This is a genomic window from Pseudomonas sp. URIL14HWK12:I12 (assembly GCF_003097135.1).
Lineage (GTDB): Bacteria > Pseudomonadota > Gammaproteobacteria > Pseudomonadales > Pseudomonadaceae > Aquipseudomonas.
The window spans coordinates 688,707-712,189 of the sequence record NZ_QEQL01000001.1 but is presented as its reverse complement, the minus strand read 5'-3'; the positions used below and the strand labels follow the sequence as shown (position 1 = coordinate 712,189).

Genomic DNA, 23,483 nt, shown 5'->3' with positions numbered 1-23,483 from the left:
GTAATTGGAGCCTAGACACTAATTGTGACTGAACAAGAACATCTGGTTTCACTCGTGACTGATATGTAGGCTTTAGGATCTAGGCGGGGGTAGGCAAAACTGCTAATCTCGGCGCGCTTTTCCCAGATCAATAAAACCGCAGCCAGTGCGGTATATCAGCGCAAGCGCGGACAGGAGCAGGTTTTCCATGGTTGAAGATTTCTGGATGGACAAGTACCCGGCCGGCGTCCCCACGCATATCGACCCCGACCAGTACCCCAACGTCCAGGCAGTGCTCAGGGCTTCTTGCGAGCGATTCGCTCAGCAGCCGGCCTTCAGCAGCATGGGCAAAACCCTGACCTACGCCGATCTCTACCGGCTGTCCGGTGCTTTCGCCGCATGGCTCCAGCAGCACACCGACCTCAAGCCCGGTGATCGAATCGCCGTGCAGTTGCCCAATTTGCTGCAGTATCCGGTAGTGGTGTTTGGCGCCATCCGCGCCGGGTTGATCGTCGTCAACACCAACCCGCTCTACACCGCTCGCGAGATGGAACACCAATTCACCGATTCCGGCGCAAAAGCGTTGGTATGCCTGGCGAACATGGCGCACCTGGCGCAGGCCGTGGTACCGAAAACCCAGGTCCGGCACGTGATCATCACCGAAGTGGGCGACCTGCTGCCGCCGTTCAAGCGCGTGCTGGTCAACGCCGTCGTGCGTTACGTGAAGAAGATGGTGCCGGCGTATCACTTGCCTCGAGCAGTGCGGCTCAACGACGTGCTTGCCCAGGGCGCTGGCCGCTCCGTCAACGAAGCGGCGCCGGCAGGCTCCGACGTGGCCGTATTGCAATATACCGGCGGTACGACAGGGGTGGCCAAAGGGGCGATGCTCACCCATCGCAATCTGGTCGCCAACATGCTGCAATGCAAGGCACTGATGGGCGCCAACCTCGAAGAAGGCAGCGAGGTGATCATCACGCCGCTTCCGCTTTACCACATTTACGCCTTCACCTTTCATTGCATGGCGATGATGCTGATGGGCAACCACAACGTGCTGATCAGCAACCCGCGCGACCTGTCGGCGACCACCAAGGAGCTGGCACGCTGGAAGTTCAACGCTTTCGTAGGGCTCAATACCCTGTTCGTCGCGCTGTGCAACAATGCCGACTTCCGCAAGCTCGACTTTTCAAGCCTGAAAGTTACCCTTTCTGGTGGCATGGCCCTGCAGCAATCGGTGGCCGAGCGCTGGCGCGAAGTGACGGGGTGCGCCATCTGCGAAGGCTACGGCATGACCGAGACCAGCCCGGTGGCTACCGTGAACCCGCGCGAGCATATCCAGATCGGCACGATTGGCATTCCCGTGCCTTCTACCCAGTGCAAGGTGATCGGCGAGCAGGGCCAGGAGCTGGGTTTCAACGAAGCCGGGGAGCTTTGCGTGAAGGGGCCCCAGGTGATGAAGGGCTACTGGCAGCGCGCAGAGGCGACCGCGGAAATGCTCGACAGTGAAGGCTGGCTCAAGACCGGCGACATCGCCGTCATCCAGCCCGACGGTTATATCCGCATTGTCGACCGCAAAAAAGACATGATCCTGGTCAGCGGCTTCAACGTGTACCCCAACGAGCTCGAAGAGGTGCTGGTGACGCTGCCTGGCGTCATGCAATGCGCAGCGATCGGCATCCCTGATGAAAAAAGCGGTGAAGTGATCAAGGTGTTCGTGGTGATTCGCCCAGGGGCCTCGCTCACCAAGGAGCAGGTTATCGACCATATGCGCGCCAACCTCACCGGGTACAAGGTACCCAAGGCGGTCGAGTTCCGTGAGTCGCTGCCTACCACCAACGTCGGAAAGATCCTTCGTCGCGAGCTTCGTGATGACGAACTGCGCAAGCTAGGCGTCAAGAAAACCGCCTGATGGGGTATGCCATGGCAGCCCCGTGCTGCCGTGGCGTGCCAAATCTGCGACAATTGCCGGCTTGTCTTGTAGTGAAGCCATTGCGCGCCCTGATGACCGACCAAGCCCCGTCTCTCGACACCCTGCTAAAAAACCTCGATCAGGCCCAGAACGCTGATCGGCATCGTTTGCGCCGGCAACTGCATGAGCTGCGCAAGAGCCCCGACCCACAGCGCCTGGCTCAGTGGCTGGAGCGCTTCCAGGCATCCTGCGCGCTGGTCGAACAACGCCGCGCCAGCGTGCCTGCCATTCGCTACGATGATCAGCTCCCTATCGCCGCCAAGCGAGACGAGATCAAAAAGGTGCTGGCTGAGCATCAGGTGGTGGTGATTGCCGGCGAAACCGGCTCGGGCAAGACCACTCAGTTGCCCAAGATCTGCCTTGAGCTGGGCCGCGGCCAGTTTGGTTTGATCGCCCATACCCAGCCCCGGCGCATCGCGGCGCGCAGCGTGGCAGCCCGAGTGGCCGAGGAGCTAGGCTCGCCCTTGGGCCAACTGGTGGGCTACCAGGTGCGGTTCGAGGACCAGACCGGCCCACAGAGCCTGGTCAAGCTGATGACCGACGGTATCCTGCTGGCAGAGACACAGCACGACCGTTTTCTGGAGCGTTACGACACCATCATCGTCGACGAGGCGCACGAACGCAGCCTGAACATCGACTTTCTCCTTGGTTATCTCAAAACCCTGCTGCCGCGCCGGCCTGACCTCAAGCTCATCATCACGTCTGCCACCATCGACCTGGAGCGTTTCTCCAAACATTTCGGGGATGCGCCGATCATCGAGGTTTCGGGCCGTACCTTCCCGGTCGATACCTGGTACCGCCCGCTGGTACGCGAACAGGACGAGGACGGCAACGCCGTCGAAGACGACCTTTCGGTGGATCAGGGCATTCTGGCTGCGCTCGACGAAATTGCCGCACATGAGCGGGCCGAGCGTAAAGGGCCGGGTGATGTGCTGGTATTCCTTCCGGGAGAGCGCGAGATCCGCGACGCTGCCGAAATGCTGCGCAAGGCGCAGCTACGCCATACCGAAATTCTGCCGTTGTATGCGCGGCTGTCACCGGCCGAGCAACAGCGCATCTTCCAAAGCCACCCGGGGCGGCGGGTGGTACTGGCGACCAACGTGGCCGAAACCTCGCTGACCGTGCCCGGCATTCGCTACGTCATCGACAGCGGCACCGCCCGCATCAGCCGTTACAGCTACCGCGCCAAGGTGCAGCGCCTGCCGATCGAGGCGGTTTCCCAGGCCAGTGCGAACCAGCGCAAGGGCCGTTGTGGGCGGGTAGAGCCCGGGGTCTGCATCCGCCTGTACAGCGAAGAGGATTTCAACGCCCGGCCAACCTTTACAGACCCGGAGATACTGCGCACCAACCTGGCGGCAGTGATCCTGCAGATGCTGCATTTGCGCCTGGGTGCGATCGACGCTTTCCCATTCATCGAGCCGCCGGATGGCAAGGCCATCAATGACGGTTTCAACCTGCTGCAAGAGCTGTGCGCAGTCAATCGCGAGCAGCAGCTCACGCCGCTGGGTCGCCAGCTGGCGCGCTTGCCCATCGACCCACGGCTGGGCCGAATGCTGCTGGAGGGCTCCAAGCAAGGCAGCCTGGCCGAGGTGCTGATCGTAGCCAGTGCGCTGTCGGTGCAAGACCCTCGTGAGCGCCCGGCCGAGCGCCAGCAGGCCGCCGACCAGGCCCACGCGCAGTGGAAGGATCAGGATTCGGACTTCGCCGCGCTGGTCAACCTCTGGAATGGTTTCGAGGAACAGCGCCAGGCGCTGGGCTCCAATGCCCTGCGCAATTGGTGCCGCAAGCACTTTCTCAATTACCTGCGCATGCGCGAATGGCGCGATGCGCATCGCCAGCTGGCATTGATCAGCCGCGAGTTGCAATTGAAGGTGAACCCCGAACCCGCCGATTACCCGCGCCTGCACAAGGCGGTGTTGGCGGGCCTGCTCAGCCAGATCGGCCAGAAGACCGAAGACGGCGACTATCTCGGCGCGCGCCAGCGGCGCTTCTGGGTGCATCCGTCATCGGGCATCGGCCGCAAGCGCCCGCAGTGGATCATGGCAGCCGAGCTGGTAGAAACCACCAAGCTCTATGCGCGCATGGTCGCCAAGATCGACTCTCAGTGGTTGGAGCCGCTGGCTGCGCACCTGGTCAAGACCAACCACTTCGAACCGCACTGGGAGAAAAAGCGTGGCCAAGTGGTCGCCTTCGAGCAGGTGACGCTGTATGGCCTGATCATCGTCGGCCGTCGCCCGGTGCATTACGGCCCGATCCACCCGGTCGTCTCCCGTGAGCTTTTCATCCGCGAAGGCCTGGTGCGCGGTGACATCCAGTCCCGTGCGCGTTGCCTGGCGGCCAACCGCGCCCTGCTGGAGCAGCTCGACGAGCTGGAAGCCAAGGCGCGCCGGCGCGATATCCTGGCCGACGAAGAGACCCTCTACGCCTACTACGAAGCGCGCCTGCCGGCCGACATCCACCAGGCCGCGACCTTCGATGCCTGGTACCGCGGTCAAAGCCAGAAGGATCCGCAGCTGCTGATCATGCGCCCCGAGGACGTGCTGGCGCGTGATGCCAATGAAGTGACTGCAGCGCAGTACCCCGATGTGCTGCAACTGGGCGAGCTCAGCCTGCCATTGAGCTACCACTTCGAGCCCAATCACCCACGCGATGGCGTGACCGTGCGGGTGCCGGCGCCGCTGCTGCCGGCCTTGCCTGGCGAGCGCCTGGAGTGGTTGGTGCCGGGCCTGCTGGAGGCCAAGTGCGTGGCGCTGGTGCGCAACCTGCCCAAGGCACTGCGCAAGAATTTCGTGCCCGTGCCGGACTTCGTCAAGGCGTCGCTGGAGCGCATCACATTCGCCGAGGGCGCCTTGCCCCAGGCGCTGGGCGCGCAACTGCTGCGCATGACCGGGGCGCGGGTGAGCGATGAGGCGTGGGCAGAGGCTGCGAGCCTGGTCGAGCCGCACCTGAAGATGAACATCGAAGTGGTCGACGGCAAAGGCCGCCTGCTTGGCGAAGGTCGCGATTTGGCCGAGGTCACTGCGCGCTTTGCCGAGGCCAGCCAGGCCGCGCTGAGTGTGCCGCGCCAAGCCGAGGCGGCAGCGCCGGTGCAGGCAAAGGTTTTCGCCAATGTAGCCGAAACCGCGCGCCAGCAGTTTGCCGGCCTTGAGATGACCGTGTACCCAGCCCTGGCCGAGGAGGGCGGGCAGGTGCACGAGGCGCGCTTTTCCACCGCTGCCGAAGCGGCCTGGCAGCACCGCCGCGCTTTGCAGCGCCTGCTGTTGCAGCAGTTGGCCGAGCCCGCCAAGTTCTTGCGCGGCAAGCTGCCGGGGCTTACCGAGCTGGGGCTGCTGTATCGCGAGCTGGGCAGGGTCGAGGCCCTGGTCGAAGATATTTTGCTCGCCAGCCTGGATGCGTGCGTGCTCGAAGGCGAGGCTACGTTGCCGCGTGACGGCGCTGCGCTCGCAAGCCTGGCCGAACGCAAGCGAGGGGGCTGGGCCGAGCACGCCGAGCAGCTGGCCCGGCGGGTGCTGGAGGTGCTCAAGCTGTGGCATGGCCTGCAAAAACGCTTCAAGGGCAAGATCGACCTGGCCCAAGCGGTGGCACTCAACGATATCAAGCAGCAGCTTGGCGCGCTGATCTATGCTGGGTTTGTGCGCGAAACCCCGGCGCAGTGGCTCAAGGAGCTGCCGCGCTATTTGAAGGCTATCGAGCAGCGCCTGGAGAAACTGCCCGGCCAGGTGCAGCGTGACCGGGTCTGGAGCGGCGAGCTGGCAGGCTACTGGGCGCAATATCAGGCACGCCTGGCCAAGCATGGGCAGGAAGGCAAGCGCGATGAAGCGCTGCTCACCTACCGCTGGTGGCTGGAAGAGTATCGGGTTTCGTTGTTCGCACAACAGTTGGGTACTCGGGTGCCGGTGTCGGACAAACGCTTGGGCAAACAATGGGCGCAAGTGGAGCCCTGATAAAAACGGAACGCGGGTGCCACTTGTGGCAAAATTGCCGGCCCGCAACACGCCCTACAACTTCGAGGATGGATCGTGCATAACGCTGTTATCAGTGGCACCGGTTTGTACACACCGCCCCACAGCATCAGCAACGACGAACTGGTCGCTGCCTTCAACGCCTACGTGGGCCAATACAATGCCGAGCACGCCGCCGCCATCGAGGCCGGCCAGATGCAGGCATTGGCCGAATCCAGCGCTGCGTTCATCGAAAAGGCCAGCGGCATCCAGAGCCGCTATGTGATGGACAAAACTGGCATCCTCGATCCTGCGCGCATGAAACCGCGCTTGCCTGAGCGCAGCAACGACGAGCCGTCGATCCTCTGCGAAATGGCCGTGAACGCCGCCCGCCAGGCGCTGCAACGGGCTGGCCGCGAGCCCGGTGACGTCGATGCGGTGATCGTGGCGTGCTCCAACCTGCAACGTCCGTACCCCGCCATTGCCATCGAAGTGCAGCAGGCCCTTGGCATCCAGGGATTTGCCTTCGACATGAACGTCGCCTGCTCTTCAGCCACCTTTGGCATCCAGGCAGCAGCCAATGCCGTGCAGCTCGGCCAGGCCCGTGCGGTGCTGGTGGTGAGCCCTGAAATCTGCACCGGGCACCTGAACTTCCGTGACCGCGACAGCCATTTCATCTTCGGCGATGCAGCCACCGCCGTGCTGGTAGAGCGCGACAGCCTTGCCCACGGTGAGCACCGTTTGGAGATTCTCGGCACCAAGCTGTTGACCCAGTTCTCCAACAACATCCGCAACAACTTCGGCTTCCTCAACCGCGCAGCCGAGGAAGGCGAGGGCCAGCCAGACAAGCTTTTCGTGCAGGAAGGGCGCAAGGTGTTCCGCGAAGTGTGCCCAATGGTAGCCGACCTGATCGCTCAGCACCTTGCCGAGCTCCAGGTACCGGTAGAGCAGGTACAGCGCTTCTGGTTGCACCAGGCGAACCTGTCGATGAACCAGTTGATCGCCAAGAAACTCCTGGGCCGAGACGCCGAGCCGCAAGAGGCCCCGGTGATCCTCGACCGCTACGCCAATACCAGCTCCGCAGGTTCGGTCATTGCGTTGCACCTGAACCACGAAGACCTACCCGCCGGCGCGCTGGGCGTGCTCAGCTCGTTTGGGGCGGGCTATTCGATTGGTTGCGTGGTGTTGCGCAAGGCCTGAACCCAGACCGGCGAACAAGGCCACTGCCTCAGTGGCCCTCTTCGCCGTAGTTCATCACCGACAGCAGCCTGATCGGCACCTGCACCAACTCTTCTGGCCCATGCGGCACATCCCCTTCGAACGTCAGGCTGTCGCCTGCCTGCATTCGATAGAGCTGGTCGCCGTGGCGATAAACCAGCTCGCCCTCCAGCAGGTGCAGAAACTCAGTGCCGGGGTGGGAGAAGGTCGGGAACTCCTCGCTGGCGTCATCCATGCTCACCAGGTAGGCCTCGAACGGCTTCTTGGGGCCGCGGGTATGGTTGAGCAGATGGTAGGTATGGCCTTTCTCGGTACCGCGGCGTACCACCTCGAGCCCTTCGTCTTTTTTCACCAGCAGCGCGCTACCGCCTTGTTGATCGTACTGGGCGAACAGCTTGGACATGGGCATCCCGAGTACATCGCACAAGCGGCTCAGCACATCGAGGCTGGTGGACACCTGGGCGTTTTCAATCTTGCTGAGCATGCCTTGGCTGATGCCGGCAATGCGCGCGACATCGGCAAGCTTCAATTCCTGGGCCTGGCGCTGGCGGCGCACCTGCATGCCCAGGTACTGCTCCAGTTTCAGGCGAGGGGGAGGTGTGGTCATAAAATACGCACGGTTTCTGTTCGTTAATAATTATTTCGCACTAAGAATGTGCGAGAGCTGGTAGTTTTTTCTTCCCAGGAAACGGAGTTTCTCACACAACCCGTTGATTGGCTCGCTCTGCAGCCTAAACCGGGCAAATTGGCACGACAGGTGCATTCCTAAAAGGAAATTAAATTTCCTATTTGGAATATAACCAGTGCGAGCGTATCTGCTCGCTTAACGCCAGGAGCATCCGATGTTGCCCGCAGAGACCCAACGCCTCATCGAACAGCACGGCATCAAGTACGTGCTGGCCCAGTTCGTCGATATCCATGGCTCGGCCAAGACCAAATCGGTACCTGTTAGCGGGTTGGAAGCGGTCAGCGAAGCCGGTGCCGGGTTCGCTGGGTTCGCCATCAGCGGCATGGGCATGCAGCCCAATGGCCCTGATTTCATGGCCAAGGGCGACCTTTGCTCGCTGATTCCGGTGCCCTGGCAGCCCGGGTATGGGCGGGTGGTGTGCATCGGCCATGTCGACGGCGAGCCTTGGCCCTACGACAGCCGCTACGTATTGCAGCAGCAAACTGCGCGCCTGAGCGAGCGCGGCTGGTACCTCAACACTGGGCTGGAGCCGGAATTCAACCTGTTTCAGCGCGGGGAGGGGGGCAAGCTGCAACTGGTGGACGCCTCCGATAATCTCGACAAACCCTGCTACGACTACAAAGGGCTTTCGCGCTCGCGCCAGTTTCTGGAACGCCTCACCGAAGCCCTGCAGCCGGTCGGCTTCGACATCTATCAGATCGACCATGAAGATGCCAACGGCCAGTTCGAGATCAATTACACCTTCTCGGAGGCGATGGAGTCGGCCGACCGCTTTACCTTCTTCCGCATGGCGGCCGGCGAGATCGCCAACGAGATGGGCATGATCTGCTCGTTCATGCCCAAGCCCGACCCCAAGCGCGCCGGCAATGGCATGCACTTTCACCTCTCGATCGGCAGCGCCAGCAGCAAAAACCTGTTCCACGACGCCAGCGACCCCAGCGGTATGGGGCTGTCGAAACTGGCTTATCACTTCGCGGCCGGCTTACTGGCTCATGGCCCGGCGCTGTGCGCCTTTGCGGCTCCCACCGTCAACTCCTACAAACGCCTTGTGGTAGGCAACTCGCTTTCTGGGGCCACCTGGGCGCCGGCCTTCATCGCATTCGGCGCCAACAACCGCTCGGCGATGGTTCGCGTGCCATACGGGCGGCTCGAGTTCCGCCTGCCTGACGCCGGTTGCAACCCTTACCTGGTCAGCGCCGCGATCATCGCCGCCGGCCTCGATGGCATCGACCGCCAGCTCGATGTGCCTGAGGTGTGCAACGACAACCTTTATTCGTTGAGCCTGGAAGCGATTGCCGCGCGTGGCATCAAGACGCTGCCGCAGTCGCTCAAGGAAGCCTGCGACGCCCTGGAAGCCGACCCCCTGTTCGCCGAGGTGATGGGGCCGCAGATCGTTGGCGAGTTCATCCGCCTCAAGCGCATGGAGTGGGTGGAATACAGCCGGCACGTGAGCGACTGGGAAGTGCAGCGTTACACCGAATTCTTCTGAAGCCGCTGGAGGCTTCACGCTGCCGTTGTGGCAGACAGCGAATTTCAAACCATCCAGGGCCAGCTTGCAGCTTTGAGCTTGAGGCTTGCCAACCGAAGTGAGGCGCTTATGTGTGGAATTGTGGGGCTGTATCTGAAGAACCCCGCGCTGGAGAGCCAGTTGGGGGCATTGTTCGAGCCGATGCTCGAGGCCATGACCGACCGCGGGCCAGACAGCGCGGGCTTTGCCATCTATGGCGATGAAGTCGGTGACGGCTGGGTGAAGCTGACCTTGCAAGCGACGGGCGAGGGCTACGATTTCGCAGGCCTGATCGAACAGCTCAAGCAGGCGCTGGGCGCAGAGCTTGACTGGTTTCAGAACGCCAGTGCTGTAGTACTGAAAGCGCGTGCCGAGCAAGCCTGCGTGCGTGCTGCGCTCGCTGAGCTGGCGCCGAGCGTGCGCATCATGAGTGCAGGGCAGAGTATCGAGATACTCAAGGGCATGGGCTTGCCCAAGGCGATATCCGAGCGCTTCGGCCTGGCCGGGATGCAGGGCAGTCACATCATCGGCCATACCCGCATGGCCACCGAAAGTGCAGTCACCCTCGAGGGTAGCCATCCGTTCTCCACGGGCGCCGACCTGTGCCTGGTGCACAACGGCTCGCTCTCGAACCACTCGCGCCTGCGGCAGAACCTGCGCCGCGAGGGGATCGTGTTCGAAACCGAGAACGACACCGAGGTGGCTGCCGGTTACCTGACCTGGCGGTTGCGGCAGGGCGATACCCTCAAGCAGGCCCTGGACAAATCGCTCGAAGACCTCGATGGCTTCTTCACCTTTGCCATCGGCACCCGCAATGGCTTCGCCGTGATCCGCGACCCGATCGCCTGCAAGCCGGCAATCCTTGCCGAGACTGACGACTACGTGGCCATGGCGTCGGAATATCAGGCGCTTTCCAGCCTGCCCGGTATCGAGAACGCCAAGGTCTGGGAACCTGCCCCCGCCACGATGTACATCTGGGAACGCGCCTGAGGAACCACGCATGAATACATACGACCTTACCCGCGCCAGCGTGCGCGAGCTCAACCAGGCGCTGCACCAGCCGGCCGACGACCGCGAGTTCGTGGTCGCTCATCCCAATGGCGCGCACAACCTGGCCGTGGGAGTGAACCAGGCCGTGTCGGTGGATATCCAGGGCCACGCCGGCTACTACTGCGCAGGGATGAACCAGCACGCCTCGATCACGGTGCACGGCAACGTGGGCGTAGGCTGTGCCGAAAACATGATGAGTGGCTATGTGCGCGTCAAGGGCAGCGCTTCACAGGCTGCCGGTGCCACCGCCCATGGCGGGCTGCTGGTGATCGAAGGTGATGCCGGTGCCCGCTGCGGCATTTCCATGAAGGGCGTGGACATCGTGGTGGGCGGCAGCATCGGGCACATGAGCTGCTTCATGGGCCAGGCCGGGCGGTTGGTGGTGTGCGGCGATGCCGGCGATGCCTTGGGCGATTCGCTCTACGAGACACGGATCTTCGTGAAAGGCACGGTCGCATCGCTGGGCTCGGACTGCATCGAAAAAGAGATGCGCGCCGAGCACATCGAAGAGCTGCAAGCGCTGCTCAATCAGGCCGGTTTCAACGAGAAGGCCAGCGATTTCAAGCGCTACGGCTCGGCCCGCCAGCTTTACAACTTCAAAGTCGACAACGCCAGCGCGTACTGATCAGGAGCCTTTCCCATGACTGACAAACAACCTTCGGTGTTGCGCGAATCGGCCACCTTCGACCGGCTGGCGATACAGGAAATCCAGCGCGCTGCCGAAACCGGCATCTACGACATTCGCGGCGGTGGCACCAAGCGCAAACTGCCGCATTTCGACGACCTGCTGCTGCTGGGGGCCAGCGTGTCGCGCTACCCGCTGGAGGGCTACCGTGAGAAATGCGGCACTGACGTGGTGCTCGGTACGCGCTTCGCCAAGAAACCCATCCATCTGAAGATCCCGGTGACCATCGCCGGCATGAGCTTTGGCGCGCTGTCGGCCAATGCCAAGGAGGCCCTGGGCCGTGGTGCCACCATCGCCGGCACCAGCACCACCACCGGCGACGGCGGCATGACCCCGGAAGAACGCGGCCAGTCCCAGCACCTGGTGTATCAGTACCTGCCGTCGCGCTATGGCATGAACCCTGATGACCTGCGCAAGGCCGACGCCATCGAAGTGGTGCTTGGCCAGGGCGCCAAGCCTGGGGGCGGCGGCATGCTGCTGGGGATGAAGGTGACCGAGCGTGTGGCAGGTATGCGGACGCTGCCGATCGGCGTCGATCAACGCTCAGCCTGCCGGCACCCTGACTGGACGGGGCCGGATGACCTGGCGATCAAGATCGCCGAGTTGCGTGAAATCACCGATTGGGAAAAGCCCATTTACGTAAAGATCGGCGCCAGCCGGCCCTATTACGATGTGAAGCTGGCGGTGAAGGCCGGTGCCGACGTGATCGTGCTGGACGGCATGCAGGGCGGCACCGCTGCCACCCAGGAAGTGTTCATCGAGCACGTCGGCATCCCGATCCTGCCGGCCATTCCCCAGGCAGTGCAGGCCCTTCAGGAAATGGGGATGCATCGTAAGGTGCAACTGATCGTTTCCGGAGGGATCCGCAACGGTGCAGACGTGGCCAAGGCCATGGCGCTGGGGGCCGACGCGGTGGCCATCGGCACGGCCGCGTTGATCGCGCTGGGCGACAACCACCCACGCCTGGATGAGGAGCTGCGCAAGATCGGCTCGGCTGCAGGGTTTTATGACGACTGGCAGAACGGCCGGGACCCGGCGGGCATCACCACCCAGGACCCGGAGCTGGCCAAGCGCCTGGACCCGGTCGAGGGTGGCCGGCGCCTTGCCAATTACCTGCGCGTGCTGGTGCTCGAAGCTCAGACCATGGCCCGCGCCTGTGGCAAAAGCCACCTGCACAACCTTGACCCGGAAGACCTGGTGGCACTCACGGTGGAGTCTGCCGCGATGGCCCGCGTGCCGCTGGCCGGTACCCAGTGGATCCCGGGGCAGTAACGCTACCTGGTCACTGAGTGGGAGGGCGGCGGTGCTGGGCGAGGTGCCTAGCGCTAACGCAGCGTGTCGCCCGGCGGGCCGGCCTCCCATAGGTGCCTGACAACCCACGACCCAGCAGGAGCACACCCATGATCAAACCCCTCTCGGGCGGCCTCGCCCTGATGTTGTCAACCCGCCTCGCCCAGGCCGCCGACCCTACCCCGGCCTTGGATACCGGCTCCAGCGCCTGGATGATCACCGCCACGGCACTGGTGCTGTTCATGTGTGTGCCAGGCTTGGCGCTGTTCTATGGCGGGCTGGTACGGGCAAAGAACCTGTTGTCGCTGTTCACTCAATGTTTCGGTATCGCCGGCCTGATCGGCGTGCTCTGGGTGCTTTACGGCTACAGCCTGGTGGTCGACACCACCGGCATGGTCGAAGGGCAGGTCACGCTCAACAGTTTCATCGGGTCGCTCAGCCGGGCATTTCTGGTGGGCATGACCCCGGAGAGCCTGGTGGGCACGATCCCGGAAGGCGTGTTCGTCACCTTTCAGATGACCTTCGCGATCATTACACCGGCATTGATCGCAGGCGCCTTCGCCGAGCGCATGAAATTCTCGGCGGCACTGTTGTTCATGGCGTTGTGGTTCACCCTGGTGTATGCCCCCATCGCCCACATGGTCTGGGGCGGGGCGGGGGCGTTGATGCACAACTGGGGGGTGCTCGACTATGCCGGCGGCACTGCGGTGCACATCAACGCAGGCGTCGCGGCCCTGGTGGCAGCGCTGATGCTGGGCAAGCGCAAAGGCTACCCGCACACCGCTATGCCGCCTCATAACCTGTGCCTGGCGATGGTTGGCGCGGCGATGCTGTGGGTTGGCTGGTTCGGTTTCAACATCGGCTCCGGCGGTGGGCTATCGGGCGCCTCAGGCATGGTGATGATCAATACCCAGGTGGGCGCATGCGCTGGCATCGTGGGCTGGATGTTCACTGAATGGTTCAAGGCCGGCCGCGTGAGCGCCTTGGGCCTTGCCAGCGGTGCCCTGGCGGGGCTGGTGGGTATTACGCCGGCCTGCGCCTACGTTGGCGTGGGCGGGGCCTTGGCCATCGGTGGGCTGTGCGGCGTGGGTTGCTACCTGGCCGTTACCGTGCTCAAGCAGCGGCTGGGGTATGACGACACCCTTGATGTGTTTGGCCTGCACGGGGTGGGCGGGATCATCGGCGCGGTGCTGACAGGGGTGTTTTGCGTGCCCGAGCTGGGCGGCCTGGTAGACGGTGTGAGCATGGCGAGCCAGGTGCTCGCCCAAGTCAAGGGCGTGGCGTTCACCTTCGGCTATTGCTTCGTGGCCAGTTGGGTGATTTTGAAAGCGGTGAAGTTCATCACCGGGTTGCGGGCTCATGAGGCTGTCGAAGAGATGGGGCTTGACCTCGGCGAGCACAACGAGCGGGCCTACAACCACTGAACGCCGTAGCAACGTGTGAGCTATCAGCTGCAAGCAAGCGTGGTAGGGCAGGCATTCGGACAAACCTGCCCCACCGCGCTTTGCTCTTTCGTGCGGCCAGAAGCGTGAAGCGGTGACTTCACCGGAAGGCAGGGATCACCTGGTCAATGAACAACTTCAACGACTTGCGTTTTTCTTCATGGCTCAGGCCGTTGTCACACCAGAAGCTGAACTCATCCACGCCCAGTTCCTGATAGTGGCGGATGCGCGCAATGATTTGCTCAGGTGTGCCGATCATAGTGTTCTTGCGGATGTTCTCGAGCTCGAATTCCGGGCGCTCGGCGAATTTCTCCTCCGGGCTGGGCGCCAGGAAGCCGTTGACCGGGGCCTGCTTGTTGCCGAACCAGGCATCGAAGGTGCGGTAGAAGCGATTGATCGCCGTAGCCCCGACCTTCCAGCCTTCGGGGTCATCGTCGGCATGCACGTGGGTGTGGCGCAGCACCATCAGTTGCGGGCGGGGGACGCCGGGGTTGTTGGCCAGGGCGTTCTGGAACTTGTTACGCAGATCGACGACTTCTTCGTCGCCCTTCATCAACGGGGTAACCATCACGTTGCAGCCGTTGGCAACGGCGAAGTTGTGCGAGTCGGGGTCACGTGCGGCGATCCAGATCGGCGGGGTGGCGATGGGCTTGGGGACGCTGGTGGAGGTAGGGAATTTCCACAGCTCGCCGTCGTGGGCGTAGTCGCCTTCCCACAGCTTGCGCACCACAGGCACCATCTCACGCAAGGCCTTGCCGCCTTCGGTGGCTGGCATGCCGTTGGCAAGGCGGTCGAACTCGACCTGGTAGGCGCCACGGGCCAGGCCCACTTCCATACGGCCGTTGCTGATCACATCGAGCAGGGCGCATTCACCTGCCACGCGCAGGGGGTGCCAGAACGGCGCGATGATGGTGCCAGCGCCCAGGCGAATGGTCGTAGTGCGCGCTGCCAGGTACGCCAGCAGCGGCATGGGGCTGGGAGAGATGGTGTATTCCATCGCGTGATGTTCGCCGATCCACACGGTGCTGAACCCACCGGCTTCAGCCATCAGGGTGAGTTCGGTGAGGTCTTCGAACAACTGCCGATGGCTGACCTGGTCGTCCCAGCGTTCCATGTGAACGAAAAGCGAAAATTTCATGACAACCTGCCTTTTGTTTTTTGCGATGCGGCCGATTAACTGAGCGGCAACATGGCGGATGTTCTGGTTGCGCGGCACTGGGGCTCAGAGCGCGTGCACTATTGGTATACCATATTACGGTGTATTGCAAGGCCGGATGGCCTTGCCACAGACGGGGAATGGATGAACGCATGAAGATAAAAACAAAATTGATCGCGGCGTTTGCCAGCATTGCTGCGGTGCCTGTGGTGCTGGTGGCGGTGGTGGTGATCTGGAACTTGCGTACGCAGGCGCTGGATAATTTCGAAAGCGCCAGCGGCCGGGAAATTCGCCAGGTCGATAACGCCATGCGGCTGTTTTTCGACGGCATCGACCAGAACGTAGCGTTTCTGGCCGCGCAGCCGTTGCTGGCCGGTGCAGACGGCCACCTGACCCGCTACCCCAAAGGCGGCAATGTGGCCGGCGACCTCGACCCGCAGGTGTTTGCGTTGTTCGAGCAGCTTGCCAAAAGCCACGCCAACTATGCCTATGTGTCGATGGGCACTGCCGATGGCGGCTATGTGTTCTGGCCAGGCTCGGCGCTCAGTGACTATGACCCGCGCACCCGGCCCTGGTACCAGGCGGCCATGGCGCAACCGGGCAAGACCGTGCGCACGGCGCCCTACTACTGGGCGGCCGACAAAGTCACGCTGGTCAGTACGGTGCGCGCGCTGGCCGGCGCCAACGGCCAGCCGGGGGCGGTGGTGAACATCGACGTATCCCTCGGCCAGCTGACCGACCTGATCAAGCAGATTCGCCTGGGCGACAGCGGCTACGTGCTGCTGGCCACCGACGACGGCACTGTGCTGGTCGACCCCTCGCAGCCTGAGCACAACTTCAAGCGCCTGACCGACCTTGGCCCGGCCTATGCCGAGCTGGGGCAGGCGCAAAAAGGCCTGGTACCGGTGAAACTGGGCGAGCAGCAATACCTGGCCAACGTCTGGCGCTCCGACGCATTGGGCTGGCGCTTCATCGGCCTGGTGCCCAAGGCTGAAGTCATGAGCACTACCGTATCGCTGACCTGGCTCATCGTCGCCATCGCGGCAGTGTTCGCGTTGGGCTTTGCGGTGCTCGGTGGCGTGTTCGCAGGCGTGCTGGTTCGGCCGATTCACGCTGTGGCCAATGGCTTGGAAGGGATCGCCCAGGGCGAGGGCGACCTCACGGCGCGGCTGGCCGTGAAGGGGCGTGATGAAACCGCGCAACTGGCCGGCTGGTTCAACCAGTTTCTCGGCGCCATCGCTGCGATCATCCAGCGTATCGGCGCTGCGGCCGGGCAAATCCAAGGCTCCTCCAGCGACTCGACCCAGGCCGCCCAGGCCTTGGCCGAAACCGCGGAGCGCCAGCGCAGCGCGGTCGACGCCGTGTCCACGGCGTTCCATGAAATGGTCGCAACCGCCAACGAAGTCGCGCGCTCCTGCAGCCAGGCTGCGGCGTCGGCCGATGACGGCCAGCGTCAGGTGCGCGACGGCCAGCAGCAGGTGCAGACCGCCGTTGACCGGGTCGGGCGCTTGAGTGCGGAGATCGAGGAAGCGGCCGGGGCCATGCGCCAGTTGCAGCAGGACAGCAGCGATATCCAGTCGATTCTGGGCACCATCAACGCCATTGCCGAGCAGACCAACCTGCTGGCCCTCAATGCTGCTATCGAAGCCGCCCGGGCGGGTGAACAGGGCCGAGGCTTTGCCGTGGTGGCTGACGAAGTGCGGGCGCTTGCCCGTCGCACGGCCGATTCCACCGGCGAGATCGACAGCCTGCTCAGCACGCTGGCCAAGCGCACCGAGCAGATGAGCGGGCGCATGGACGCAAGCCTTGAGGTGTCGCGCGCCACGGTTACCTCCATCAATGACGCACGGGGCAGCTTCGAACGCATTCGCGATTCGGTGGACGTGATCCGCGACATGAACGTACAGATCGCCACTGCCGCTGAAGAACAGCACCAGGTTGCCGAAGACATCAATCGCAACATTGGGCAGATCCACGGCGATGCCCAACAGGTGGCAGAGCTGGCTGAGCGCACTCAGGGCGAAGCGGGGCACATGACCCGTTTGTCCGAAGAGCTCAATGGTTTGGTGAAGCGTTTCCGCACCTAAGAGGAGTTGGGCCCGAGTATTTTCCTACCGGGCCCATGCGCAAAAGTGACGTGGAAAGTCGTTGAGTTGTTTGGCATACCATAATATGGTGGGCCTCGACGGTGGGGTCTGCCAGCCTTCAACAGCCGGCAGGCGTGCCCATCGGTTTGGCTTCAAACAACGACAAGAACAGACAAACACGAGACCCCCTGCGCATGTCTGAACAGCATTCCCACGCCCTGGCGATCGAAAACCACACGGTCGATCACGTGCCGGACCGCGAACGCCACGGCCGTTCGCGCGACCTCTTCACCCTCTGGTTCAGTACCAACATCGCGCCCCTGCCTATCGTCAGCGGGGCCATGGTTGTGCAGACCTTCGGCCTCGGGCTCGGGTCGGGCCTGCTGGCTATTGCGCTCGGCCACTTGCTCGGCGGCACGGTACTGGCGCTCTCATCGGCCCAGGGGCCGCGGTTGGGCATACCGCAGATGGTGCAAGGCCGCGGCCAGTTCGGCCGCTACGGCGCGCTGGGCATCGTCTTGATCACGGCCTTGATCTATCTGGGCTTCTTCATTTCCAACAGCGTGCTGGCCGGCAAGTCGGTGCACAATCTGGTGCCGGCGGTGCCATTGTCGGCGGGCATCGTGCTCGGGGCGCTGGCGGCCACTGCTATCGGAGTGATCGGCTATCGCTTCATTCACATCCTCAACCGCATCGGCACCTGGGTCATGGGCGCAGGGCTGTTCGCAGGCTTCGCGATGGTGCTCAGCGGGCCGCTGCCGGCCGATTTCTTTAGCCGTGGCGGTTTCAACCTGGCCGGTTTCATCGCAACGGTGTCGCTGGGGGTGGTGTGGCAGGTCAGCTTCTCACCTTACACCTCAGACTACTCGCGCTACCTGCCCCGTGAAGTCGGCATCGGCAAGCCGTTCTGGGCGACCTACCTGGGTGCGGTGTGCGGCACGGTGCTGTCGTTCGCTTTCGGGGCCGTGGTGGCGCTGGCCTCGGCACCCGATGCCGATGCCATGGCGGCTGTCGAGCAGAGCACCGGTGTGCTTGGGCCGGTGTTGATGCTGTTGTTTCTGTTCAACATCATCAGCCACAACGCGCTGAACCTCTACGGCGCAGTGCTTTCGCTGATCACCGTGCTGCAAACCTTCATGGCGCGCTGGGTGCCGTCGGTGCGCCTGAAGGTGGTGCTGTCGAGTTTGGTGCTGTGCGGCTGCTGCCTGGTGGCCCTGGGGGCCTCGGCCGATTTCATCAGCCGCTTCATCGGCCTGATCCTGGCGTTGTTGTTGGTACTGGTGCCCTGGGCGTCGATCAACCTGGTGGATTTCTACCTGATCAAGCGCGGCGACTACCACATTCCTTCGCTGTTCGAGGCCGATGGCGGCCGCTACGGGCGCTTCGACTGGCACGCCATCGGGGCCTGGTTCGTCGGGGTAGTGGCGCAGCTGCCGTTCGCCAACACCTCCTTGTTCACCGGCCCCTATGCCAACCTGGTGCCGGGGGCGGACCTTTCCTGGGTGGTTGGGCTGCTGGTGACCGCACCGCTGTACTTCTGGCTTGGCTATCGCCGCGAAGAGCGCTGCGCCCGGCGCAATGCCGTCAACTGGAGCTGATCGGTTCCGCCCAGCCCAGGCCGAGTGCCTTGTGCAGGGCGGTGAAGTCTTTGAGCAGTTGCGCATCGCCGGCAATGCGGTTTTGCCGCGCATCGAACAGGGTGCGCTGGGCATCGAGCCAGTCCAGTGTGCTGGCGGTGCCCGCATGGTAGCGCTGGCCAGTGAGGTCGGCGGCGCGCTCGGCGCTGGCCTCGACCTCCTGCAACAGCACCACGTTCTGGCGCTGATGGCCGTAGCGGGCCAGTGCACTGTCAGCATCCTTTAGTGCGGCGAGCACCACGCTTTGATAGTTGGCCAGGGCCTCGTCGTGCTGCCCTTGGGCCTGCTCCACCTGGGCGCGCACGCGGCCGAAATCCAGCAGGCTCCATTTCAGCCGCGGCAATGCCAGCCAGGTGCCGTTGCTGTTGCGCAGCAGGTGGCCGGGGTCGCCCGCGCTGAACGACAGATCGCCGGTCAGGCTCAGCGTGGGAAACCACTGCGCCTGCTGCTGGCCGATCTGGGCGCTGCGCATGGCAAGGCCGCGTTCTGCGGCGCGGATGTCAGGGCGGGCCTTGAGTAACTGGGCCGGGTCACCCAGCGGCACCCTGGCCGGAACCTGGGGCAGCGGCGCGGGGGGCTGCAGGGTTGCATCGAGCTGGCCGGGTTCCTGGCCGCAAAGCACTGCCAACTCGTCGAGCGAGTCCACCAGCTGCGACTGCAACGGCAGGCGCTGCGCTTGAGTGGTACGTGCCTGCGTCAACACTTGCTCAAGCTGTACCTGCGAGGCCACGCCCCCGGCGAGGCGCTCGCGGGTCAGCGCCAGCACCTGGTTCTGTACCTGCGCGGTGGCATCCACCAGCGCCAGCCGGGCTTGCTCATCCCGCAACCCGACATAGGCTTGCACCACCTCGGCGGCCAGCTGGACCTGAGCGTCTGCCAGTTGCGCGGCGCTGGCCTGCGCATTGGCGTCGGCGGCCTGCACGGCGCGGCGGGTGCCGCCGAACAGGTCTGCCTCCCAGCTCGCATCGAAACCGGCCAGGTACAGGCTCAGCGGGCCACGGCCGCCGCCGCCCAGGCCGAAGGCGGAGGTGTCAGGCGAACGGGTGCGCAGCATCATTGCGTCGGCCGACAGCGTGGGCATTTGCCCTGCCTGTTGGCCTGCTAGATTGGCCCGCGCCTGGCGCAAGCGCGCGCGGGCCTGGGCCAGGTCAGGGCTGTGCGCCAGGGCTTGGGCCACCAGCTGGTTCAGTTGGGCATCACCCAGCGCCTGCCACCAAGGTGTTGCGGCCGGGGCACGGCTGCCTTGCTCAGGCGCATGGGGTAGGCGCGCAGCCTGCAAGGTGGCGGGTGCTACCACTGGCGCGCCTTGATAGTCGGGGCCAATGGTGCAGCCTGCGAGGGTCAACAGGGCCAGGCTGGCAACGGTGCGTTTCATCGTGAGGGTGCCTTCGCTTGGCGTAGTAGAAAGGCCAAGGGCAGGCAGGCAAGCATGGCCAGCCCCAGGGCAAAGAACGCGTCGTTGTAGGTCATCACCAGCGCTTGCTGGGCAATCTCGTTGGCCAACTGTGCGATACCTTGTATTGGGGCCGTCGACGGGTCGCCCTGTTGGGCGAAGAAACTGGCGCTACGCTCGGCCATCTGGCTTTGGGCCTGCGCCGAGTTGGCGCTGATGCCTTCGCGCAGGGCTGCATCGTGAAAATGCTGGCGCCGGTCGATCAGCACGCCCAGCAAGGCCAGGCCCAGTGTGCCACCCAGATTGCGCGCCATGTTGTACAGCCCGGCGGCGTCGCCGGCGTCCTGGGTACTGACCGAGCGCATCGACAACTGGCTCAGCGGCATCATCACCAGGATCTGGCCCACCCCACGCAACAGCTGCGAGGCGGTGAAGTCGTGGCCTACACTTTGGGCGGTGAGGGTGGTGTCAACGAAACAGCTGGCCCAATACAACACCAGGCCGAGCAGCACTAGAAGGCGCAAATCCACCCGCCCCAGCAAGCGCGGCAGCACCGGCATCATCAAAAATGCCGGCAGGCCGGTGAGCAGCATCACTGCACCGGCCTGTTCGGCGTTGTAGCCGCTGAGGGTGCCCACGAACTGCGGTACCAAATAAGCGGTGCCATAAAGCCCGGCGCCAACACAAGTGCCAATCAGCAGCACGCTTGCAAAGCGCGGGTTGGCCAGCAGGCTCAGGCGCAAGATCGGTTGTCGCGCACTGACCTGGCCGGCGGCCAGTAGGGTGAAGCCCACTGCGCAGGCCAAGGCCAGCCAGCAGATCAGGCTGGAATCGAACCACTGCTCACGCTGGCCTTCCTCCAGCACCACGGTCAGTGTCGAAAGCCCCAGCGCCAGGCCGACGATGCCCAGCCAGTCGGCATTGAACAGCGCTTGCAGGTTGGCTTTTTCCCGTGGCAGGCCGGTGTAGAGCAGCGTCACCAGCGCGGCGGTCACTGGCAGGTTAAGGAAAAAGCACCAGCGCCAGCTGAAGTTTTCCGTGAGCCACCCGCCGATCACCGGGCCGAGCAAAGGGCCGAGGATCACCGTCATGCCGAACAAGGTGATGCCCACCGGCAACTGGTGCGGCGGCAGGCGAGTGCGCACGATGGTCTGCGCGGTCGGGATCATCGCCCCACCGGTGAAGCCCTGGCCGATGCGGCAGAGGATCATCGCCGTGAGGCTCGAAGACAGCCCGCACCCTACGGAAAACAGGCTGAACAGGATCGTCATGACGATCAGAAAGCGCCTGAGCCCCATCACCCGTGTGCACCAGGCCGCCAAGGGAATCATCACAATCTCCGACATCAGGTACCCGGTGGCGATCCAGGTGCCTTCGGTGCCGGTGGCGCCGATCTGGCCCTGGATCTGCGGCAGGGCCGAATTGGTGATGGAGATGTCCAGGGTTGCCAGCAGCGCGCCAAGGGCGCCGGCGATCACGGCGATCCAGTCGGTGATGCTTGCGTTGGGCGGGGAGGGCTCAGCCATGGGCCTGGTCGCCACGGGTGTCTACCTCCACCGTGGCAGACAGCCCTGGCAGCAGTATGCCCTGCAGGTCGCCCGGCACGTCCAGGCGGATACGCACCGGTACCCGTTGAACGATCTTGGTGAAGTTGCCGGTGGCATTGGCCGGCGGCAACAATGCGAACTGCGCGCCCGTACCCGGGGCGAAGCTGTCGATCCATCCGGTCAACTCTCGGCCGGGCAGGGCATCGACCTTCACGCTCACCCGCTGGCCGGTGCGCATGGCGCCGATCTGGGTTTCCTTGAAGTTGGCGGTCAAGTAAAGGCCCTGGACCGGCACCACGGTCAGCAGGCGCGTGCCGGGTTGCACGAACTGGCCCAAGCGCACGCCACGGTCACCCACGCGGCCGTCGAGAGGGGCACGAATCTCCGCGTCATCGTAGTCAAGTGCGGCCTGGGTATCACTGGCTTGGGCCACGCCCAGTTGCGCCTGGGCCTGCTGCACCTGCGCCTGCTGTGTCGCCAGCCGCGCCTGGGCCGAGCGCAGCGCCGCCTGGCGCGCGGCCAGCGTGCTTCGGGCCTGGGCCTGCTGGTTGGCAAGCTCGGCCAGGCGCTCCTGGGTTTCGGCCCCTGAACGCGCCAACGGCGCATAACGCTGGTATTGAGCGTGGGCGTGGGCCAGGTCGGCCTGTGCCCCCTGCGCCTGCGCGCTGGCTTCGGCGATGCTTGCCTGTTGCTGGGCGAGCTCGGCACGTGCGCGGGCAAGGTCTGCCTCGCGGGCGGCGATGGTGGCACGGGTTTCGTCAGCCGCGGCGCGATACTTTCGCGCATCCAGCCGTACCAGCAGGTCGCCCTGGTGCACTGCCTGGTTGTCTCCCACCAGTACCTGCGCCACATAACCGCTGATCTTTGGCGCTACTGCCAGGCTGTCTGCCTGCAGGTAGGCGTCGTCGGTGCTTTGTAGATACTGCCCGCGAAGCCACCACCAGCCGCCCCACGCCCCGCCGGCCAAGGCCGCTACCAAGGCAAGCCCGGTCAGCGCACGGCGTGCATTGCCGCGCTGCGGGTCGGGTGTATCAGAAGATGGGGCAGTGGCCACAGGTGTACTCCAGAATTATTCCAGTCGGAATAAAATCTTCTTCGAGACATATTTTGTCAACAGCTATACGCTGGCCGGATCCCCATCAGGTAAGAGGCCATGGCACGACACAAACCCACCGCCGAAGGTGGCTACCCACGCGGCGAAGAGACCCGCGCCCGGTTGATCGACGCAGCTGTGCGGGTGTTCGGCGAAAAAGGCTACGACGCGGCCTCCACGCGGGAGATCGCAAGCGTCGCAGGGCTGAACGCCCCGGCGCTGCAGTACTACTTCGACAACAAGGAAGGGGTGTACCTGGCCTGTGTCGAACACATGATCGAACGGCTCTGGGAGCAGGTTGGGCCCGCCGTGGCCGTGGCCGAGGCGGTACTGGAAGTCAGGCCCGGCAGCGACGCCGAGCGAATCGAAGCGCTGCTGGGAATCTTCTCGGGCATGCTCGGCCTGATCCTGGACGGCCCGGATTCACCGCAGTGGCGCGAATTCATGTCCCGCCAGCAAGCCGGCCAGTGCCCGCCCAGTGCCCATGCCCTGATGAAAGAAAGGTTCAAAATGCGCATGAGTCGGGTCATCCGTGGCTTGGTATCGAGCCTCACCGGCTACGCCGAGGATGACGAGCGCACAGTGCTGCACAGTTTTGCGTTGTTCGCCCAGGTTGTGGCGTTTCGCGTACAGCGCCCGAGCTTGCTCGACTCGCTGGGCTGGGATGGCGTGGACGCCGACCGCCTGGCGAGGGTGCGGGCGGTATTGCTGGCGCACGTTCGCGCAGCGCTGGAGGGCCTGGTGCGTGAGCGTGACGCTGGGGTTTGATGGCTTGCAGTGCCCGCTGGCATGATGAGCTCCCTT

The 23,483-nt window shown here is 63.8% G+C and carries 16 protein-coding genes and 1 pseudogene; 12 read left to right on the top strand and 5 right to left on the bottom strand.

Translation table 11 applies throughout. The features are described from left to right. Positions 1-187 precede the first annotated feature (187 nt). The 3 genes from fadD1 (at position 188) to F474_RS03330 (ending at position 7,086) form a co-directional block, all read left to right on the top strand. Complete coding sequence (gene fadD1 / locus F474_RS03340; RefSeq protein WP_097083949.1) at positions 188-1,885, top strand: long-chain-fatty-acid--CoA ligase FadD1; 1,698 nt, start codon at positions 188-190, stop codon at positions 1,883-1,885. 92 nt (positions 1,886-1,977) lie between these two features. Then, on the top strand, positions 1,978-5,889 hold the full coding sequence (gene hrpA / locus F474_RS03335) for an ATP-dependent RNA helicase HrpA (RefSeq protein ID WP_097083950.1): 3,912 nt from the start codon (positions 1,978-1,980) through the stop codon (positions 5,887-5,889). Positions 5,890-5,964: 75 nt separating this feature from the next. Then, positions 5,965-7,086, top strand: a complete 1,122-nt coding sequence (locus tag F474_RS03330; protein WP_097083951.1) for a beta-ketoacyl-ACP synthase III — start codon at positions 5,965-5,967, stop codon at positions 7,084-7,086. Between the two features lie 28 nt (positions 7,087-7,114). Here F474_RS03330 and F474_RS03325 read toward each other — a convergent pair whose 3' ends face one another. After that, positions 7,115-7,711, bottom strand: coding sequence for a cupin domain-containing protein (locus tag F474_RS03325; RefSeq protein ID WP_097083952.1), 597 nt, complete (start codon positions 7,709-7,711; stop codon positions 7,115-7,117). A gap of 235 nt (positions 7,712-7,946) precedes the next feature. On the opposite strand from F474_RS03325, the gene glnT reads away from it, so the two are divergent. The 5 genes from glnT (at position 7,947) to F474_RS03300 (ending at position 13,748) form a co-directional block, all read left to right on the top strand. Beyond that, positions 7,947-9,281 carry a type III glutamate--ammonia ligase gene (glnT, locus tag F474_RS03320; protein WP_097083953.1) on the top strand — a complete coding sequence of 445 codons (1,335 nt, stop codon included), beginning with the start codon at positions 7,947-7,949 and terminating at the stop codon, positions 9,279-9,281. 108 nt (positions 9,282-9,389) lie between these two features. Beyond that, complete coding sequence (locus tag F474_RS03315; RefSeq protein WP_097084290.1) at positions 9,390-10,289, top strand: glutamine amidotransferase family protein; 900 nt, start codon at positions 9,390-9,392, stop codon at positions 10,287-10,289. A gap of 10 nt (positions 10,290-10,299) precedes the next feature. Continuing rightward, positions 10,300-10,974, top strand: a complete 675-nt coding sequence (locus F474_RS03310; protein WP_097083954.1) for a protein glxC — start codon at positions 10,300-10,302, stop codon at positions 10,972-10,974. Positions 10,975-10,989: 15 nt separating this feature from the next. Further along, on the top strand, positions 10,990-12,306 hold the full coding sequence (locus F474_RS03305) for an FMN-binding glutamate synthase family protein (RefSeq protein WP_097083955.1): 1,317 nt from the start codon (positions 10,990-10,992) through the stop codon (positions 12,304-12,306). Between the two features lie 128 nt (positions 12,307-12,434). Continuing rightward, positions 12,435-13,748 carry an ammonium transporter gene (locus F474_RS03300; RefSeq protein WP_097083956.1) on the top strand — a complete coding sequence of 438 codons (1,314 nt, stop codon included), beginning with the start codon at positions 12,435-12,437 and terminating at the stop codon, positions 13,746-13,748. 118 nt (positions 13,749-13,866) lie between these two features. Here the strand turns inward: F474_RS03300 and F474_RS03295 are convergent, their stop codons facing one another. Then, on the bottom strand, positions 13,867-14,904 hold the full coding sequence (locus F474_RS03295; RefSeq protein ID WP_097083957.1) for an LLM class flavin-dependent oxidoreductase: 1,038 nt from the start codon (positions 14,902-14,904) through the stop codon (positions 13,867-13,869). Between the two features lie 158 nt (positions 14,905-15,062). On the opposite strand from F474_RS03295, the pseudogene F474_RS23160 reads away from it, so the two are divergent. The 3 genes and pseudogenes from F474_RS23160 to F474_RS03285 form a co-directional block, all read left to right on the top strand. Next, positions 15,063-16,148, top strand: a pseudogene (locus F474_RS23160) (cache domain-containing protein); the annotation flags it as partial. Between the two features lie 315 nt (positions 16,149-16,463). Next, entirely contained in the window at positions 16,464-17,009 is a 546-nt protein-coding gene (locus tag F474_RS23155; protein ID WP_371919424.1) for a methyl-accepting chemotaxis protein, read from the top strand. 194 nt (positions 17,010-17,203) lie between these two features. Further along, positions 17,204-18,607: a cytosine permease gene (locus tag F474_RS03285; protein WP_097083959.1), complete on the top strand. Its 1,404-nt coding sequence runs from the start codon at positions 17,204-17,206 to the stop codon at positions 18,605-18,607. Here F474_RS03285 and F474_RS03280 read toward each other — a convergent pair. From F474_RS03280 to F474_RS03270, 3 genes are read right to left on the bottom strand one after another with little or no spacing between them, the layout of a single operon-like run. Beyond that, positions 18,594-20,021 carry an efflux transporter outer membrane subunit gene (locus F474_RS03280; RefSeq protein WP_097083960.1) on the bottom strand — a complete coding sequence of 476 codons (1,428 nt, stop codon included), beginning with the start codon at positions 20,019-20,021 and terminating at the stop codon, positions 18,594-18,596. The two genes, F474_RS03285 and F474_RS03280, sit on opposite strands and share 14 nt — an antisense overlap. Then, entirely contained in the window at positions 20,018-21,565 is a 1,548-nt protein-coding gene (locus tag F474_RS03275; RefSeq protein ID WP_097083961.1) for a DHA2 family efflux MFS transporter permease subunit, read from the bottom strand. Before F474_RS03275 ends, F474_RS03280 begins: the two co-directional genes overlap by 4 nt. Beyond that, complete coding sequence (locus F474_RS03270; protein ID WP_097083962.1) at positions 21,558-22,640, bottom strand: HlyD family secretion protein; 1,083 nt, start codon at positions 22,638-22,640, stop codon at positions 21,558-21,560. The genes F474_RS03275 and F474_RS03270 overlap by 8 nt, the downstream gene beginning before the upstream one ends. A 99-nt stretch (positions 22,641-22,739) precedes the next feature. Between F474_RS03270 and F474_RS03265 the strand changes: the two genes are divergently transcribed. After that, entirely contained in the window at positions 22,740-23,447 is a 708-nt protein-coding gene (locus F474_RS03265) for a CerR family C-terminal domain-containing protein (protein ID WP_097083963.1), read from the top strand. Positions 23,448-23,483 lie beyond the last annotated feature (36 nt).

Excerpts from the sequence above, each read along its gene's own strand:
- F474_RS03280 (WP_097083960.1), bottom strand. The coding sequence starts at position 20,021 with ATGAAACGCACCGTTGCCAGCCTGGCCCTGTTGACCCTCGCAGGCTGC.
- F474_RS03325 (WP_097083952.1), bottom strand. The coding sequence starts at position 7,711 with ATGACCACACCTCCCCCTCGCCTGAAACTGGAGCAGTACCTGGGCATG.
- F474_RS03295 (WP_097083957.1), bottom strand. The coding sequence starts at position 14,904 with ATGAAATTTTCGCTTTTCGTTCACATGGAACGCTGGGACGACCAGGTC.
- F474_RS03315 (WP_097084290.1), top strand. The coding sequence starts at position 9,390 with ATGTGTGGAATTGTGGGGCTGTATCTGAAGAACCCCGCGCTGGAGAGC.
- F474_RS03265 (WP_097083963.1), top strand. The coding sequence starts at position 22,740 with ATGGCACGACACAAACCCACCGCCGAAGGTGGCTACCCACGCGGCGAA.
- glnT (WP_097083953.1), top strand. The coding sequence starts at position 7,947 with ATGTTGCCCGCAGAGACCCAACGCCTCATCGAACAGCACGGCATCAAG.
- F474_RS03305 (WP_097083955.1), top strand. The coding sequence starts at position 10,990 with ATGACTGACAAACAACCTTCGGTGTTGCGCGAATCGGCCACCTTCGAC.
- hrpA (WP_097083950.1), top strand. The coding sequence starts at position 1,978 with ATGACCGACCAAGCCCCGTCTCTCGACACCCTGCTAAAAAACCTCGAT.
- F474_RS03275 (WP_097083961.1), bottom strand. The coding sequence starts at position 21,565 with ATGGCTGAGCCCTCCCCGCCCAACGCAAGCATCACCGACTGGATCGCC.
- F474_RS03300 (WP_097083956.1), top strand. The coding sequence starts at position 12,435 with ATGATCAAACCCCTCTCGGGCGGCCTCGCCCTGATGTTGTCAACCCGC.
- F474_RS03310 (WP_097083954.1), top strand. The coding sequence starts at position 10,300 with ATGAATACATACGACCTTACCCGCGCCAGCGTGCGCGAGCTCAACCAG.
- fadD1 (WP_097083949.1), top strand. The coding sequence starts at position 188 with ATGGTTGAAGATTTCTGGATGGACAAGTACCCGGCCGGCGTCCCCACG.
- F474_RS23155 (WP_371919424.1), top strand. The coding sequence starts at position 16,464 with ATGCGCCAGTTGCAGCAGGACAGCAGCGATATCCAGTCGATTCTGGGC.
- F474_RS03285 (WP_097083959.1), top strand. The coding sequence starts at position 17,204 with ATGTCTGAACAGCATTCCCACGCCCTGGCGATCGAAAACCACACGGTC.